This is a genomic window from Enterobacter sp. C4G1, from assembly GCF_052886895.1.
The window spans coordinates 1,674,342-1,688,206 of record NZ_JBQVVV010000002.1; the positions used below are offsets into that span (position 1 = coordinate 1,674,342).

Below are 13,865 nucleotides of genomic sequence, written 5' to 3' on the forward strand. Positions count from 1 at the left end.
ATTACTCTCCTAACAGGCGCAGCATTTCCGCTTCGTCGATAACCGCAATGCCTAGCTCCTGGGCTTTGGCAAGCTTCGAGCCCGCCGCTTCTCCGGCAATCACCAGGTCGGTTTTCTTCGACACGCTACCCGCCACTTTTGCCCCCAGCGCCACCAGACGCGCTTTGGCATCATCACGCGATAACTGGCTCAGGCTCCCGGTCAGCACGACGGTTTTACCGGCAAACGGGCTGTCTATCTCTTCTGCATTCACCACCACCGGCGCAGGCCATTTAATGCCCTCTTCCAGCAGCTTGCCAATCACCTCACGGTTGCTCTCTTCGGCAAAGAAGTTAAAGACGTGCGTGGCAACCACAATGCCGACATCCGGGACTTTTTGCAGTTCGTCGAGAGTCGCTTTTTCCAGCGCCTCCAGCGTACCGAAGTAGGCCGCAAGCCCTGCTGCTGTCGCCTCGCCCACTTCACGAATGCCCAGTGCATAGAGGAAGCGCGCAAAGGTGGTTTCTTTTGCTGTTTCCAGCGCATTCACCACATTTTGCGCCGACTTTGGCCCCATGCGATCAAGGCCGGTCAGCTTACCTGCCGTTAGCTTAAACAGATCCGCCGGGGTGTGGACATACTCTTTCTCGACCAGCTGATCGATAATTTTATCGCCCATGCCGTCAACATCCATCGCCCGACGCGACACGAAGTGTTTTAGCGCTTCTTTACGCTGGGCACCGCAAATTAATCCGCCGGTACAACGCGTCACCGCTTCGCCTTCCACACGCTCAACGTCCGATCCACACACCGGACAATGGGTTGGAAATTCAATGGCACGCGTATCGTCAGGACGCTCTGATTCGACAACGTTCACCACCTGCGGGATCACATCACCCGCGCGGCGGATGACAACTTTGTCGCCAATACGCAGACCCAGACGCTCAATCTCATCGGCATTATGCAGCGTGGCATTACTGACCAGCACCCCGGCAACCTGGACCGGCTCAAGACGTGCCACAGGCGTGATCGCCCCGGTACGGCCCACCTGGAATTCCACATCGCGGACAAAGGTCATCTGCTCCTGCGCCGGGAATTTGAAGGCCACAGCCCAGCGCGGCGCACGGGCCACGAAACCGAGCTGTTCCTGCAATTCGAGTGAGTTGACCTTAATCACCACACCGTCGATATCAAAGCCGAGCGTTGGGCGGTCTTCTTCCACCTTGTGATAAAACGCCAGCACCGCCTCGGGGGAGTCGCAAAGCTGCACGCGATTGCTCACCGGCAATCCCCACTCCCTGAATTGCAGCAGACGCCCCAGATGGGTATCAGGCAGTTCACCGCCTTCCAGAATTCCCACGCCATAGCAGAAGAAAGCAAGCGGTCGCTTCGCGGTGATACGGGAGTCCAGCTGGCGCAGAGAGCCTGCGGCTGCGTTACGCGGGTTTGCAAAGACTTTGCCCCCGGTGCGACGCGCTTCTTCGTTGATCTTTTCGAAGCCTGCCTGCGGCAGGAATACCTCGCCACGGACTTCCAGACGGGCCGGGATGTTCTCTCCCCGCAGCTTTAACGGGATGGCGCGGATGGTACGAACGTTAGTGGTGATGTCCTCACCGGTTGTACCGTCGCCACGGGTGGCAGCTCGTACCAGCAAGCCGTTTTCATAGAGAATGCTGACGGCAAGACCATCAAGCTTCAGCTCACAGCACCAGCTCAGGGTATCGCTGCTTTTCAGCCTGTCCTGCACGCGCTTGTTGAACGCCAGGAAGCTCTCTTCATCAAAAACGTTATCCAGCGACAACATTGGCACTTCATGGCGTACCTGGCTGAACGCACCCAGCGGCTCAGCGCCCACGCGTTGCGTGGGGGAATCTGGCGTAATGCGGTCCGGGTGCTGCGCTTCCAGTTCACGCAGCTCGCGCATCAGGCGGTCGTACTCCGCATCCGGGATCTCCGGTGCGTCCATAACATGATACAAATATTCATGATGGCGAAGCGTGGTTCGCAGTTGAGTCAGTTGTTGTTCGATTGAGTCCATATCGCACCATCAATGAGAAAAAACCCCCGACATGCGGGGGTTGAGGAAGAGTTGAAGTTAACGCAGAAATTACGCGTTGGCTTCCTTAACTTCGCGGATGCGGTCCTGATACTCGCGCAGTTTCTGCGGCGTCATCATGCGACGCTGGTCGTCAAGCACCACACCACCCACTTCGTCGGCAATGTGCTGAGCAGACTGGAGCATCAGCTTAAAGTTTTGCAGTTCGTCACCGTAGGCCGGCACCTGCATAAAGATAGTTACACCCGGCGTCACGAAATCACCGGTCATTTCCGGGTCAAACGTGCCAGGGTTCACCATGTTAGCCAGGCTGAACAGCGCAGGGCCGCTACCGTCCGGGCTCAGGTGGCGATGGAAAATATTCATATCGCCAAATTTGAAGCCAGCCTGTTGAATGCTGTTAAGCAGCACATCACCATTCAGGTGACTGCCATGATGCGCGGCCACGTTCATGATGATAACGGCTTCTTTACGCTGCGGTTTTTCAACCACAGGGGCTTCTTCAACAACAGGTTCAGGCTCAACGTGTGGTGCTGGCACGGGTTGCGGCGCAGGCTGCACATGAACAGACTGCTGCTGCGGTTGATGTACCGGCTGCTGAGGCTGTTGCACAGATTGCTGTTGAACTGGCTGCGGTGCTGCAGGCTGCTGATGGACAGGCTGTTGCGGCGGCTGGCGTACCGGCTCTTCCACAGGCTGCGGCGCGTGCTGGCGCGGCTGTGCAGAAGCATACGGCGGTTGATACTGGTGCTGCGCGGCGCGAGGTGCTTCATGCTCCCCATGGCCTGCGCCGGGCGCAGTAGTATTGACCCGATGAACGCGAACTTCACCCACACCGTCGTCTTCGCTATCGTCGATGTCGTCTTCACCGTCATCTTCGTCACGACTGGACTTCATGCGCTTCAGTGGGCGATCGCGAAACATAGAAGAACGTTCTTTACGGCTGGTCCAGAAACCATGTACCAGTAAAGCGATTATGGCGATCGCGCCAACAATGATTAATATCAGACGCAAATCCTGCATCATTATATTCTCTGTTGTTCTAACACCTTGCCACCACGGCAAACATTTACTCACTAAGAGTATTTGCCGTTGACGTCAAGTGCAAGTGCGTGCAGAGCATTCACAGCATAAAGATGAGTTAAATCGTGCTTTTTGCTGTTTTTTCGAACATTTCCGAACTGGTCATTGGTCCGTAACTGGATAATATAGTCGTGCAATTCCACTGGTTGTGAAAAAAGGAGTACAGCCTGGTCATGGTTTCAACATCAACATCCGCCCCTCGCAGCGGCGTTCACTATTTTTCTCAGGGCTTGAAACTCGTTTCTCTGCCTGGCATCCGCCGCTTCGTGATTTTGCCTCTGTTAATCAACATCATTTTGATGGGCGGCGCGTTCTGGTGGCTGTTCACGAAGCTGGAAAGCTGGGTTCCGGCCATCATGGGCCACGTCCCGGACTGGCTACAGTGGTTAAGCTATCTGCTGTGGCCTATTGTCGTTATCTCGGTGCTGCTGGTGTTTGGCTACTTCTTCTCGACAATTGCCAACTGGATAGCCGCGCCTTTTAATGGCCTGCTGGCAGAACAATTAGAAGCGCGTCTTACCGGTGCCACACCGCCAGATACCGGCGTGCTGGGAGTCATGAAAGATATTCCGCGCATCATGAAGCGCGAGTGGCAGAAACTGGCCTGGTATCTGCCGCGCGCGATTGTGCTGCTTATCCTTTATTTTGTACCTGGCATCGGCCAGACGGTGGCCCCGGTACTGTGGTTCCTGTTCAGCGCCTGGATGCTGGCAATCCAGTACTGTGATTACCCGTTCGATAACCACAAAGTGCCATTTAAAGAGATGCGCACTGCCCTGCGCACCCAGAAAGTTGCGAACATGCAGTTCGGGGCTCTGACCAGCCTGTTTACCATGATCCCGGTTCTCAACCTGTTCATCATGCCGGTGGCCGTCTGTGGCGCAACGGCGATGTGGGTGGACTGCTATCGCGCTAAACACGCGTTATGGAAGTAATGCAAAAATGTGTAAACAAGGGGTGGCTTATGCCACCCCTTATTCCATACTGGATGGCATTATTTCTCATCAGCATATAGATATGCGAATTCCTTACTTCCCCATACTTATTCAGCAGGTATGCTGGGTCGGTATCCCAATTTCATACAGTTAAGGACAGGCCATGAGTAAGATTTATGAAGACAACTCGCTGACTATCGGTCATACGCCCCTGGTTCGACTGAACCGTATCGGTAATGGACGCATTCTGGCGAAGGTCGAATCCCGTAACCCAAGCTTCAGCGTAAAATGCCGTATCGGTGCAAACATGATTTGGGATGCTGAAAAACGTGGCGTTCTGAAGCCGGGCATTGAACTGGTTGAGCCAACCAGCGGCAACACCGGTATTGCTCTGGCCTACGTTGCAGCCGCGCGCGGCTACAAGCTGACGCTAACCATGCCTGAAACCATGAGTATTGAACGTCGCAAGCTTTTGAAAGCGCTGGGCGCAAACCTGGTTCTGACCGAAGGCGCTAAAGGTATGAAAGGCGCCATCCAGAAAGCCGAGGAAATTGTCGCAAGCGATCCGGCAAAATATTTGCTGCTTCAGCAGTTTAGCAACCCGGCCAACCCTGAAATTCACGAAAAAACCACCGGCCCGGAAATCTGGGAAGATACTGACGGCCAGGTTGATGTGTTTATCTCTGGCGTGGGTACCGGCGGTACGCTGACCGGTGTTAGTCGCTACATTAAAGGCACAAAAGGTAAAAAAGACCTGATTACCGTTGCTGTAGAGCCAACCGACTCCCCTGTTATTGCCCAGGCGCTGGCGGGTGAAGAGCTCAAACCTGGCCCACACAAAATTCAGGGTATCGGTGCAGGCTTTATTCCAGGTAACCTGGATCTGAAGCTGATCGATAAGGTTGTTGCCATTACCAACGACGAAGCCATCTCTACCGCCCGTCGTCTGATGGATGAAGAAGGTATTCTGGCTGGTATCTCTTCCGGTGCCGCTGTTGCAGCTGCACTCAAACTTCTGGAAGATGAAACCTTTACCAATAAGAATATTGTGGTTATCCTTCCTTCCTCAGGTGAGCGTTACTTAAGCACTGCACTGTTTGCCGATCTCTTCACTGAGAAAGAGCTGCAACAGTAATGCCAGCATGTTAAAAACGCGTAAAAAAGCACCTTTCTGGGTGCTTTTTTGTGGCCTGCTTCAAACTTTTACCCCTCCTGGCATTGATTCACCTCGTTGGGTCTGGTATTTAAACCAGCAATTATTTTGATGCGTGAAATTAATCGGTGAACGAAATAGCCTTGCTGAATCGATTTTATGATTTGGTTCAAGTCTTGCTTTCACTGCATAATGTTTAATGACGATCGAAACGTCAGCGCTAACAATACAGGCTAAAGTTCAGTCGCCAGGCTAGACTTTAGTTCCACAACACTAAACCTATAAGTTGGGGAAATACAATGTTCCAGCAAGAAGTTACCATTACCGCTCCGAACGGTCTGCACACCCGCCCTGCTGCTCAGTTTGTTAAAGAAGCGAAAGGCTTCACTTCTGAAATCACTGTGACTTCCAACGGCAAAAGCGCTAGCGCAAAAAGCCTGTTCAAACTGCAAACTCTGGGCCTGACTCAAGGTACCGTAGTCACCATCTCTGCGGAAGGTGAAGACGAGCAGAAAGCAGTTGAGCATCTGGTAAAACTGATGGCTGAGCTCGAGTAAGTTTCCGGGTTCTTTTCAATATCAGTCACAAGTAAGGTAGGGTTATGATTTCAGGCATTTTAGCATCCCCGGGTATCGCTTTCGGCAAAGCACTGCTGCTGAAAGAAGACGAAATCGTCATTGACCGGAAAAAAATTTCTGCCGACAAGGTTGATCAGGAAGTTGAACGTTTTCTGAGCGGTCGTGCCAAGGCATCTTCGCAACTGGAAGCGATCAAAACTAAAGCTGGCGAAACTTTCGGTGAAGAAAAAGAAGCCATCTTCGAAGGGCACATCATGTTGCTCGAAGATGAGGAGCTGGAGCAGGAAATCATAGCCCTGATTAAAGATAAAGGCATGACGGCCGATGCGGCTGCACATGAAGTTATCGAAGGTCAGGCGACTGCCCTGGAAGAACTGGATGACGAATACCTGAAAGAACGTGCGGCTGACGTACGTGACATCGGTAAGCGCCTGCTGCGCAACATCCTGGGTCTGGCCATCATCGATCTGAGCTCCATTCAGGACGAAGTTATCCTGGTTGCCGCTGACCTGACGCCGTCTGAAACCGCACAGCTGAACCTGAAAAAGGTGCTGGGTTTCATCACTGACGCAGGCGGACGTACCTCCCACACCTCTATCATGGCGCGTTCTCTGGAACTGCCAGCCATCGTGGGCACCGGTAGCGTCACTGCGCAGGTGAAAAACGACGACTATCTGATTCTGGATGCCGTAAACAACCTGGTTTATGTCAACCCAACTAACGAAGAGATCGAGCAACTGCGTGCCGTTCAGGAGCAGGTTGCCACCGAGAAAGCGGAACTCGCTAAACTGAAAGACCTGCCAGCCATTACGCTGGACGGCCATCAGGTAGAAGTGTGCGCAAACATCGGTACCGTACGTGACGTTGACGGCGCTGAGCGCAACGGTGCGGAAGGTGTAGGTCTGTATCGTACTGAATTCCTGTTCATGGACCGCGACGCGCTGCCAACTGAAGAAGAGCAGTTTGCTGCGTACAAAGCTGTTGCTGAAGCCTGTGGCTCTCAGGCAGTTATCGTCCGTACTATGGATATCGGTGGCGACAAAGAACTGCCGTACATGAACTTCCCGAAAGAAGAGAACCCGTTCCTGGGCTGGCGTGCAGTGCGTATCGCCATGGATCGCAAAGAGATCCTGCGTGACCAGGTTCGCGCTATCCTGCGTGCTTCCGCTTTCGGTAAACTGCGCATCATGTTCCCGATGATCATCTCTGTTGAAGAAGTGCGTGCACTGAAGAAAGAGATCGAAATCTACAAACAGGAACTGCGTGACGAAGGTAAAGCCTTTGATGAAACCATCGAAGTTGGCGTGATGGTGGAAACACCTGCTGCGGCGACCATTGCGCGTCATTTAGCCAAAGAAGTTGATTTCTTTAGTATCGGAACCAATGATTTAACGCAGTACACCCTGGCAGTTGACCGTGGTAATGATATGATTTCACATCTCTACCAGCCAATGTCACCGTCCGTACTGACGCTTATTAAGCAAGTTATTGATGCTTCTCATGCAGAAGGTAAATGGACTGGCATGTGTGGTGAGCTTGCAGGCGACGAACGTGCTACACTTCTGTTGCTGGGTATGGGTCTGGACGAATTCTCTATGAGCGCCATTTCCATCCCACGCATTAAGAAGATTATCCGTAACACGAACTTCGAAGATGCGAAGGTATTAGCAGAGCAAGCTCTTGCTCAACCGACAACGGACGAGTTAATGACGCTGGTTAACAAGTTCATTGAAGAAAAAACAATCTGCTAATCCACGAGATGCGGCCCAATTTACTGCTTAGGAGAAGATCATGGGTTTGTTCGATAAACTGAAATCTCTGGTTTCTGATGATAAGAAAGACTCCGGAACTATTGAGATTGTTGCTCCGCTCTCCGGCGAGATCGTCAACATCGAAGACGTGCCGGATGTAGTGTTTGCTGAGAAAATCGTTGGTGATGGCATTGCTATCAAACCAACTGGCAACAAAATGGTTGCTCCAGTTGACGGCACCATCGGTAAAATTTTTGAAACCAACCATGCGTTCTCTATCGAATCTGATAGCGGTATCGAACTGTTCGTTCATTTCGGTATCGACACCGTTGAACTGAAAGGCGAAGGCTTCAAACGTATCGCGGAAGAAGGCCAGCGCGTTAAAGTTGGCGACCCGGTCATTGAATTCGATCTGCCTCTGCTGGAAGAGAAAGCCAAGTCTACCCTGACTCCGGTTGTTATCTCCAACATGGACGAAATCAAAGAACTGATCAAACTGTCTGGCAGCGTTACCGTGGGTGAAACTCCGGTTATCCGCATCAAGAAGTAATTCTTGCCGCACAGAAAAATGGCGCCTTCGGGCGCCATTTTTGTTTATGCAGGTAAGATAAGCTCGTCGTACCCTTTCGACTGCGTCCAGGTCATCACGTCCGTGACGCGATCGCCTGCACGGCGAATCGCATCCGCCACCGTTTTGCCCTCGACAATACCGCTCACCAGCTCAGAGCAGAACAGATCCCCTGTCCCTTTTAAATCGGTCTCTACGCGCGGGTGCGCGCTTACCGTTACGCTCTCTTTGGTCACCAGTACAACATGAATGTTTTCAGGATCGCCAGCCACCGGGGCGCTGGTGATAGCCACCCATTTCAGGGTCTCTGACAACAGCCCCTGCGCAGCCTCAATGGCGCTTTCAGGCGTCCGGCACGGTTTACCGCTTAAGATTTCAAGCTCAAACACGTTTGGCGTGATCCCCTGCGCCAGCGGCAGCAAATGCTGACGATAGGCGTCTGGAATGTCGGGCTTAACATAGATACCGCTATCTGTATCGCCAATCACAGGATCGACCAACACCAGTAAATCAGGATGCTGCACCTTAATGGCGTTGAGCCACTGGGCCAGCAATGCAATCTGGCTGGCGCTGCCCATATAACCGGTGGTAACCGCTTTTAACTCGCGCAGGATGTCACGCTCTTCCAGCGCTTTAAGATAGCCGCTAAACCACTCGTCGGGGATCACTCCGCCGTAGAAGGTATCGTAGTGCGGCGTGTTGCTGAACAGGACCGTCGGTATAGCGGTGACGTTTAGCTGATGCGTTCTGATGTTCGGCACCGCAATGCTGTTACCCACGCTGCCGTACACTACCTGTGACTGCACCGCGACAATATCGGTTTGCTGCGCCCGGGATGTGTCCCGAAATAAAACCATCTCCATGATGCTTAAATCCCCGACCCCTGCGAATAACTCTCTTCACCAAAGACACCGGTAGACAGATAACGATCTCCGCGATCGCAGATAATCGCCACCACTACTGCACCCGGATTTGCCTGTGCAACCCGGATCGCGCCCGCTACCGCGCCACCTGAACTGACACCGCAGAAGATACCTTCACGGACAGCCAGCTCGCGCATGGTATTTTCCGCCTCGCGCTGGTGAATATCCAGTACCTGATCCACAAGCTGCGCGTTAAAAATCCCCGGCATGTATTCAGCAGGCCAGCGGCGAATACCGGGAATACTGCTCCCCTCTTCCGGCTGCAGGCCAACAATGGTAACGGGTTTAGCCTGCTCACGCAGAAAACGGGAAACCCCCGTAATGGTGCCTGTAGTCCCCATGCTCGAGACAAAATGGCTGATGCGCCCGTCGGTTTGCTGCCAGATTTCCGGGCCGGTGGTGGTGTAGTGTGCGTACGGGTTATCCGGGTTATTGAATTGATCGAGCAGCTTTCCTTCGCCGCGTTCGGCCATCTCCAGCGCTAAGTCACGCGCCCCTTCCATCCCCTGCTCTTTGGTCACCAGAATCAGCTCCGCGCCATAGGCTCGCATGGCGGCCCGGCGCTCCTGGCTCATGTTGTCCGGCATCAGCAGCTTCATGCGATAGCCTTTCAGCGCGGCGATCATCGCCAGTGCGATCCCCGTGTTGCCGCTGGTCGCTTCAATCAGCACGTCACCGGGCTTAATCTCGCCGCGTTTTTCCGCCTGGACAATCATCGACAATGCCGCTCTGTCCTTGACAGAGCCCGCCGGGTTATTGCCTTCGAGTTTGACCCAGATTTCGCTGCCGTTGTCCGGCCCCATGCGCTGAAGTTTGACCAGAGGAGTATTGCCGATGGTGTGTTCTAATGTACTCATGCTCGTTGCCCAATAAAAAGCCCGGTGGCGCTTTCGCTTACCGGGCCTACAGAGAGCATGATTGTAGGCCGGGTAAGCGCAGCGCCACCCGGCAAAACTACGTGACCTTAACCTATCAGGCTGACTCCGCCAGAGCAATATCCTCGCGCGTTTCAATACGCTCATTACCGTGGTAAATCCGCGCATGTTGCAAGCCAACAAACAGACGCTCGCCCCGGAACGGCGGCTCTTCATCACGCATAACCACAGTCAGAGGTTCGGTGTACCAGCCCAGTGGCTGTACTACCAATTGGGTGTAGTGACCTTTAGGGCTAGCTTCCAGAACCTGCACCGGCAGCGGTGAGTCGAGACTGGTGCGACGGCTCACATCCACTTCCCACGGGCGCAGGAACAGATCGACCGGCCCCTGATGCGCAGAGGTATAGCCCAGAGGCCAACGGTGCGCACCCACATGGAATTGTCCCCCGCGAATGGTGCCCTGTAAGCGGTTCACTTCGCCCATAAATTCCAGCACAAAACGGGTCGCCGGTTCACGCCAGAGCTGTTCTGGCTCATCAACCTGCTCAATGTTCCCCTGGCTCATCACCACCACGCGGTCGGCCACTTCCATCGCCTCTTCCTGGTCGTGGGTCACGAAGACGCTGGTGAACTTCAGCTCTTCATGCAGCTGACGCAGCCAGCGACGCAGCTCTTTACGCACTTGCGCATCCAGCGCGCCGAAGGGTTCATCCAGCAGCAGAATTTGCGGTTCAACAGCTAATGCACGCGCCAACGCGACACGCTGCTTCTGCCCGCCAGACAGCTGAGCCGGGAAGCGGTCTGCCAGGTGGGCAAGCTGCACCATCTCCAGCAGTTTGGTGACTTTCGCCTTAATGGTGGCGGCATCCGGGCGTTCACGACGCGGCAACACAGTCAGACCGAAAGCGATGTTATCGAACACCGTCATATGGCGGAACAGCGCGTAATGCTGGAACACAAAGCCAACCTTACGGTCGCGGGCATGAAGACGGCTCACGTCTGTGCCGTGGAAACGGATGTGCCCGCTGGACTGATGCTCAAGCCCGGCGATAATACGCAGCAATGTGGTTTTACCGGAACCAGACGGCCCCAGCAGCGCCACCATTTGTCCGGAAGGGATATCCAGCGAGATATCATTCAGCACCTGGGTGCGACCAAAAGACTTCTTAATATTGGCAATCTCAATGCTCATGATTTCCCTCCTGATGCTGACGTTTTTCCTGATTCTCTAAACGCCACTGCACCACACTCTTCAAAAACAGGGTCAAAATAGCCATCAGCGTCAGTAATGCTGCGGCGGTAAAGGAACCGACGGTGTTGTAGTCCTGTTCCAGTAATTCAATCTGTAACGGCAGCGACAGGGTTTCTCCGCGGATCGAGCCGGATACCACCGACACCGCGCCAAACTCGCCAATCGCACGGGCATTGGTCAGGACCACGCCGTAAAGCAGCGCCCAGCGGATGTTTGGCAGCGTCACGCGGCGGAACATCTGCCAGCCAGATGCGCCCAACAGTACCGCCGCTTCGTCTTCATTGCTGCCCTGGCTTAACATTACCGGCACCAGCTCTCGCACCACAAACGGACAGGTCACAAACACCGTCACCAGCACCATGCCAGGCCAGGCAAACATGACTTGCAGGTTGTGTTCATCAAGCCAGCCACCCAGCGGGCCATTGGAGCCGTAAAACAGCAGATAAACCAGACCGGCCACCACAGGTGATACTGCAAACGGGATATCCAGAAGGGTCAGCAGCAGCTGACGGCCCGGGAAGTTAAAGCGCGTCACCAGCCAGGCCAGCAGCGTACCGAACACCAGGTTGACCGGCACGGTAATAAGCGCAATCAGCACGGTCAGCCAGATGGCGTGCAACATGTCCGGGTTGGCAAGGTTTTCCAGCGCCGGCATCAGCCCTTTGCTGAACGCCTGCACAAAGATATACACCATCGGCACAACCAGAATGAACGCAGAAACCAGCACGCCCGTCCCGATCAGAAACCATTTACCCCAGTTAATACGGGGCGCGTCGTAACGCTTCAATTGAGTAACTTCCGCCATCAGTGACCTACCACACGTCGACCAAAGCGACTTTGCAGAGTGTTAATCGAGAACAGCAGCAGCAGCGATGCGGCCAGGATCACCGACGCGATAGCGCTGGCTGCCGGGTAATCAAACTCCTGCAAACGCACAAAAATCATCAGCGAGGTCACTTCTGTTTTCCACGCGATGTTCCCTGCGATGAAGATAACCGCGCCGAACTCACCGAGACTACGGGTGAACGACAGCGCCACACCCGCCAGCAGTGCCGGAGACAGCTCTGGCAATACCACTTTGCGGAAGCTTTGCAGACGCGTGGCGCCCAGCGTTTCTGCCGCTTCTTCGTATTCAGGGCCTAACTCTTCCAGCACTGGTTGAACGGTACGCACCACAAACGGAATGCTGGTAAAGGCCATCGCCACGGCAATACCCAGCCAGGTGTAGGTCACTTTGATATCAAACTTCGCCAGCCATTCGCCGTAAAAACCGTTCACGGAAAAGAGCGACGCCAGGGTTAAACCGGCTACCGCCGTCGGCAGGGCAAAGGGCAAATCCATTAACGCATCGAGCAACGTACGGCCCGGGAAACGGTAGCGGGTCAAAATCCACGCCATCAGCAGGCCGAACACGCCGTTGAAAATCGAGGCCACAAACGCCGACAGCAGCGTCACTTTGTAGGCGGCCACCACCTGAGGGTTGGTGACCACTTCCCAGTACTGCGACCAGCTCATCTGCGCAAGCTGCATCACCAGCGCACTCAGCGGCAACAACAAAATCAGACAGACGAACAGCAGGCTGGTCCCGAGGCTTAAGGTAAAGCCCGGCAGCACACGTCTGGAAGAAACTGCAAACATTACTTACGCCCCGCCGCCAGCAACTTGTCTAACTCACCGCCACTGGCAAAATGTGTTTTCATCACATCAGGCCAGGAGCCGAAATGGTCTTCCACGCGGAACAGCTCGGTCTGCGGGAATTTGTCCTTCAGTTTGTTCATCACTTCTGGGTTATTCACACGGTAGTAGTAATCAGTAATAACAGTCTGCGCCTGCGGGCTGTACAGATAGTTGAGGTAGGCTTTCGCCGCTTTCTCTGTACCGTTGGCTGCAACGTTTTTATCCACCCACGCTACCGGGAACTCGGCCAGGATGTTGGTTTTCGGGATAACAACTTCAAAGCCCTGCGCTTCGTACTGTTTACGGATGTTGTTCACTTCCGATTCAAAGCTGATCAGCACATCGCCCAGACCGCGTTCCGCGAAGGTGGTGGTCGCGCCGCGACCGCCGGTATCAAACACTTCGACGTTTTTCAGGAACTGGGTCATGAACTGCTCGGTTTTGGCTTTATCATTACCGTCAGCTTTGTCCGCTGCGCCCCACGCCGCCAGATAGGTATAACGCGCGTTGCCGGAGGTTTTCGGATTCGGGAAAATCAGTTTTACGTCAGAACGCACCAGGTCGTTCCAGTCGTGGATATTTTTCGGGTTGCCCTTACGCACCAGGAAACCCATGGTGGAGTAAAACGGGGAGCTGTTATTCGGCAGGCGGCTCTGCCAGTCCGCCGGGAGCAGCTTGCCTTTATCATGCAGGATCTGCACGTCCGTCACCTGGTTATAGGTCACCACATCCGCTTTCAGGCCCTGAAGGATCGCCAGCGCCTGTTTGGACGAGCCCGCATGAGATTGTTTGATGGTCAGCTTGTCGCCGTTGTTCTCTTTCGCCCACTGCTGTTCAAACGGTGGGTTCAGGGCGGCAAACAGCTCGCGAGACACATCATAAGAACTGTTCAACAGCTCAGTTGCCTGCGCCTGTGCCACCAGCAGTAAACCTGCCAGCGCCAGAGATCCTTTTTTCAGTACAGTAACGGCCATTGAGCACCCTTATAAATGTGATGACTATCTAATGGTCATAATATTTATAACGAGTACGAAA

Annotated in this window: 13 protein-coding genes; 5 read left to right on the forward strand and 8 right to left on the reverse strand. The window is 54.0% G+C overall.

From position 1 onward, the window contains the following. Window position 1 precedes the first annotated feature (1 nt). Together ligA and zipA are read right to left on the reverse strand one after the other, a co-directional pair. Entirely contained in the window at window positions 2-2,017 is a 2,016-nt protein-coding gene (gene ligA / locus ACT9TW_RS21855) for an NAD-dependent DNA ligase LigA (RefSeq protein ID WP_446493678.1), read from the reverse strand. Between the two features lie 69 nt (window positions 2,018-2,086). Further along, window positions 2,087-3,061, reverse strand: coding sequence for a cell division protein ZipA (gene zipA, locus ACT9TW_RS21860; RefSeq protein WP_446493679.1), 975 nt, complete (start codon window positions 3,059-3,061; stop codon window positions 2,087-2,089). Window positions 3,062-3,291: 230 nt separating this feature from the next. Between zipA and cysZ the strand changes: the two genes are divergently transcribed. From cysZ to crr, 5 genes are all read left to right on the forward strand, one after another. After that, window positions 3,292-4,053: a sulfate transporter CysZ gene (gene cysZ, locus ACT9TW_RS21865; RefSeq protein ID WP_446493680.1), complete on the forward strand. Its 762-nt coding sequence runs from the start codon at window positions 3,292-3,294 to the stop codon at window positions 4,051-4,053. Between the two features lie 163 nt (window positions 4,054-4,216). Then, entirely contained in the window at window positions 4,217-5,188 is a 972-nt protein-coding gene (cysK, locus tag ACT9TW_RS21870) for a cysteine synthase A (protein ID WP_182061941.1), read from the forward strand. A 317-nt stretch (window positions 5,189-5,505) separates the two neighbouring features. Beyond that, window positions 5,506-5,763 carry a phosphocarrier protein Hpr gene (gene ptsH, locus ACT9TW_RS21875; RefSeq protein ID WP_000487600.1) on the forward strand — a complete coding sequence of 86 codons (258 nt, stop codon included), beginning with the start codon at window positions 5,506-5,508 and terminating at the stop codon, window positions 5,761-5,763. Window positions 5,764-5,807: 44 nt separating this feature from the next. Then, entirely contained in the window at window positions 5,808-7,535 is a 1,728-nt protein-coding gene (ptsI, locus tag ACT9TW_RS21880; protein ID WP_182061942.1) for a phosphoenolpyruvate-protein phosphotransferase PtsI, read from the forward strand. Window positions 7,536-7,575: 40 nt separating this feature from the next. Then, a complete protein-coding gene (gene crr, locus ACT9TW_RS21885; protein ID WP_003861316.1) occupies window positions 7,576-8,085 on the forward strand; it encodes a PTS glucose transporter subunit IIA in 510 nt (169 codons plus the stop codon). Between the two features lie 44 nt (window positions 8,086-8,129). Here the strand turns inward: crr and pdxK are convergent, their stop codons facing one another. From pdxK to ACT9TW_RS21915, 6 genes are all read right to left on the reverse strand, one after another. After that, complete coding sequence (gene pdxK, locus ACT9TW_RS21890) at window positions 8,130-8,966, reverse strand: pyridoxine/pyridoxal/pyridoxamine kinase (RefSeq protein ID WP_446493681.1); 837 nt, start codon at window positions 8,964-8,966, stop codon at window positions 8,130-8,132. A 5-nt stretch (window positions 8,967-8,971) separates the two neighbouring features. Next, window positions 8,972-9,883 carry a cysteine synthase CysM gene (cysM, locus tag ACT9TW_RS21895; RefSeq protein WP_446493682.1) on the reverse strand — a complete coding sequence of 304 codons (912 nt, stop codon included), beginning with the start codon at window positions 9,881-9,883 and terminating at the stop codon, window positions 8,972-8,974. Window positions 9,884-9,998: 115 nt separating this feature from the next. After that, entirely contained in the window at window positions 9,999-11,093 is a 1,095-nt protein-coding gene (cysA, locus tag ACT9TW_RS21900) for a sulfate/thiosulfate ABC transporter ATP-binding protein CysA (protein WP_446493683.1), read from the reverse strand. After that, window positions 11,083-11,958, reverse strand: a complete 876-nt coding sequence (cysW, locus tag ACT9TW_RS21905) for a sulfate/thiosulfate ABC transporter permease CysW (RefSeq protein WP_014071252.1) — start codon at window positions 11,956-11,958, stop codon at window positions 11,083-11,085. The genes cysA and cysW overlap by 11 nt, the downstream gene beginning before the upstream one ends. Continuing rightward, on the reverse strand, window positions 11,958-12,791 hold the full coding sequence (gene cysT / locus ACT9TW_RS21910; protein ID WP_436353675.1) for a sulfate/thiosulfate ABC transporter permease CysT: 834 nt from the start codon (window positions 12,789-12,791) through the stop codon (window positions 11,958-11,960). Before cysT ends, cysW begins: the two co-directional genes overlap by 1 nt. Further along, complete coding sequence (locus ACT9TW_RS21915; RefSeq protein WP_166716527.1) at window positions 12,791-13,804, reverse strand: sulfate ABC transporter substrate-binding protein; 1,014 nt, start codon at window positions 13,802-13,804, stop codon at window positions 12,791-12,793. The genes cysT and ACT9TW_RS21915 overlap by 1 nt, the downstream gene beginning before the upstream one ends. Window positions 13,805-13,865: the final 61 nt, after the last annotated feature.